The organism is Arthrobacter sp. H14 (assembly GCF_000520495.1).
Taxonomy (GTDB): Bacteria; Actinomycetota; Actinomycetes; order Actinomycetales; family Micrococcaceae; genus Arthrobacter_C.
Window position 1 is genome coordinate 2,735 of sequence record NZ_KI914699.1, and the last position, 1,378, is coordinate 4,112.

Sequence of the window (1,378 nt, forward strand, 5' to 3'; positions counted from 1 at the left end):
CATCCGGGTTGGCGTCAACGTCAGCGTCGTTTCCGCTGGCGATGCCGTTGAGGTTGTCGGACACATCGGCGTCGATGCCGCTGAGCACGTTGTTGTTGCTCGCGATGTCACCGGTGTCGACCACATCGTTGAGGATGGTATCCAGCGACAGGTTGCCGCTGTCATCGATGCGGTTGTCAGACACCTGGGTGGTTGCCCCATCCACATTGGTGTTGGTGGAATCTCCGGTGCTGGCGCTGGCCATGCCGGCGCCTCCGGCGATCATGACACCGCTGACGGCGGTGACGGCCAAGGACTTGGTAAAGATGTTCTGCATAATGTTGCCTCCATATATTTCTATTGGAAATGGCGGACATTAGCGCTTCGGGACGGGCCCCGTTACCGGATTGGTATAGATTTCAGATTTTTTCGTGACCACGTCACCTTCATCGGGTCAGAAGACCAGGGTTTGAGCTCGTCAAGCTTTTGAGACAAATTGACTAACTTATTTTCTTATGCTGCTTCTGATAGGTGGCCGGTCTGGTAGCTGGCCAGGGCGACTGCTCTGCGGATCATACGTGCCCGCTCCACCGGGACAACCGCCCCTGCGGGCCGGCTGCACGTCCACGACTTTGGTTCGGCTGTCGGCCGAGGTGTCGGCGTCGACGTTGCTGTCCACGTCGGAATCGGCGTCAACGTTGCTGTCCACATCCGGGTTGGCGTCAACGTCAGCGTCGTTTCCGCTGGCGATGCCGTTGAGGTTGTCGGACACATCGGCGTCGATGCCGCTGAGCACGTTGTTGTTGCTCGCGATGTCACCGGTGTCGACCACATCGTTGAGGATGGTATCCAGCGACAGGTTGCCGCTGTCATCGATGCGGTTGTCAGACACCTGGGTGGTTGCCCCATCCACATTGGTGTTGGTGGAATCTCCGGTGCTGGCGCTGGCCATGCCGGCGCCTCCGGCGATCATGACACCGCTGACGGCGGTGACGGCCAAGGACTTGGTAAAGATGTTCTGCATAATGTTGCCTCCATATATTTCTATTGGAAATGGCGGACATTAGCGCTTCGGGACGGGCCCCGTTACCGGATTGGTATAGATTTCAGATTTTTTCGTGACCACGTCACCTTCATCGGGTCAGAAGACCAGGGTTTGAGCTCGTCAAGCTTTTGAGACAAATTGACTAACTTATTTTCTTATGCTGCTTCTGATAGGTGGCCGGTCTGGTAGCTGGCCAGGGCGACTGCTCTGCGGATCATACGTGCCCGCTCCACCGGGACAACCGCCCCTGCGGGCCGGCTGCACGTCCACGACTTTGGTTCGGCGCTCCTAGCGTCGCTGATTTCCTCACCAAACTCCTGCACCGCCGCCCACCGGAACGCCTCACCAGCTAGC

At 58.0% G+C, this 1,378-nt stretch carries 3 protein-coding genes; all 3 read right to left on the reverse strand.

The genetic code is table 11. From position 1 onward, the window contains the following. Positions 1-316, reverse strand: a 316-nt coding sequence (locus tag Y707_RS31800) for a hypothetical protein (protein WP_035782983.1), incomplete at its 3' end; no start/stop codon positions are given. Between the two features lie 168 nt (positions 317-484). After that, complete coding sequence (locus Y707_RS0120560; RefSeq protein ID WP_026536451.1) at positions 485-1,003, reverse strand: hypothetical protein; 519 nt, start codon at positions 1,001-1,003, stop codon at positions 485-487. 176 nt (positions 1,004-1,179) lie between these two features. Beyond that, a partial coding sequence (locus Y707_RS32320) for a hypothetical protein (RefSeq protein WP_216699305.1) occupies positions 1,180-1,378 on the reverse strand: 199 nt, incomplete at its 5' end.

What these genes read in the sequence shown, in the direction of transcription:
- Y707_RS0120560 (WP_026536451.1), bottom strand. Translation starts at nt 1,003, where the DNA reads ATGCAGAACATCTTTACCAAGTCCTTGGCCGTCACCGCCGTCAGCGGT.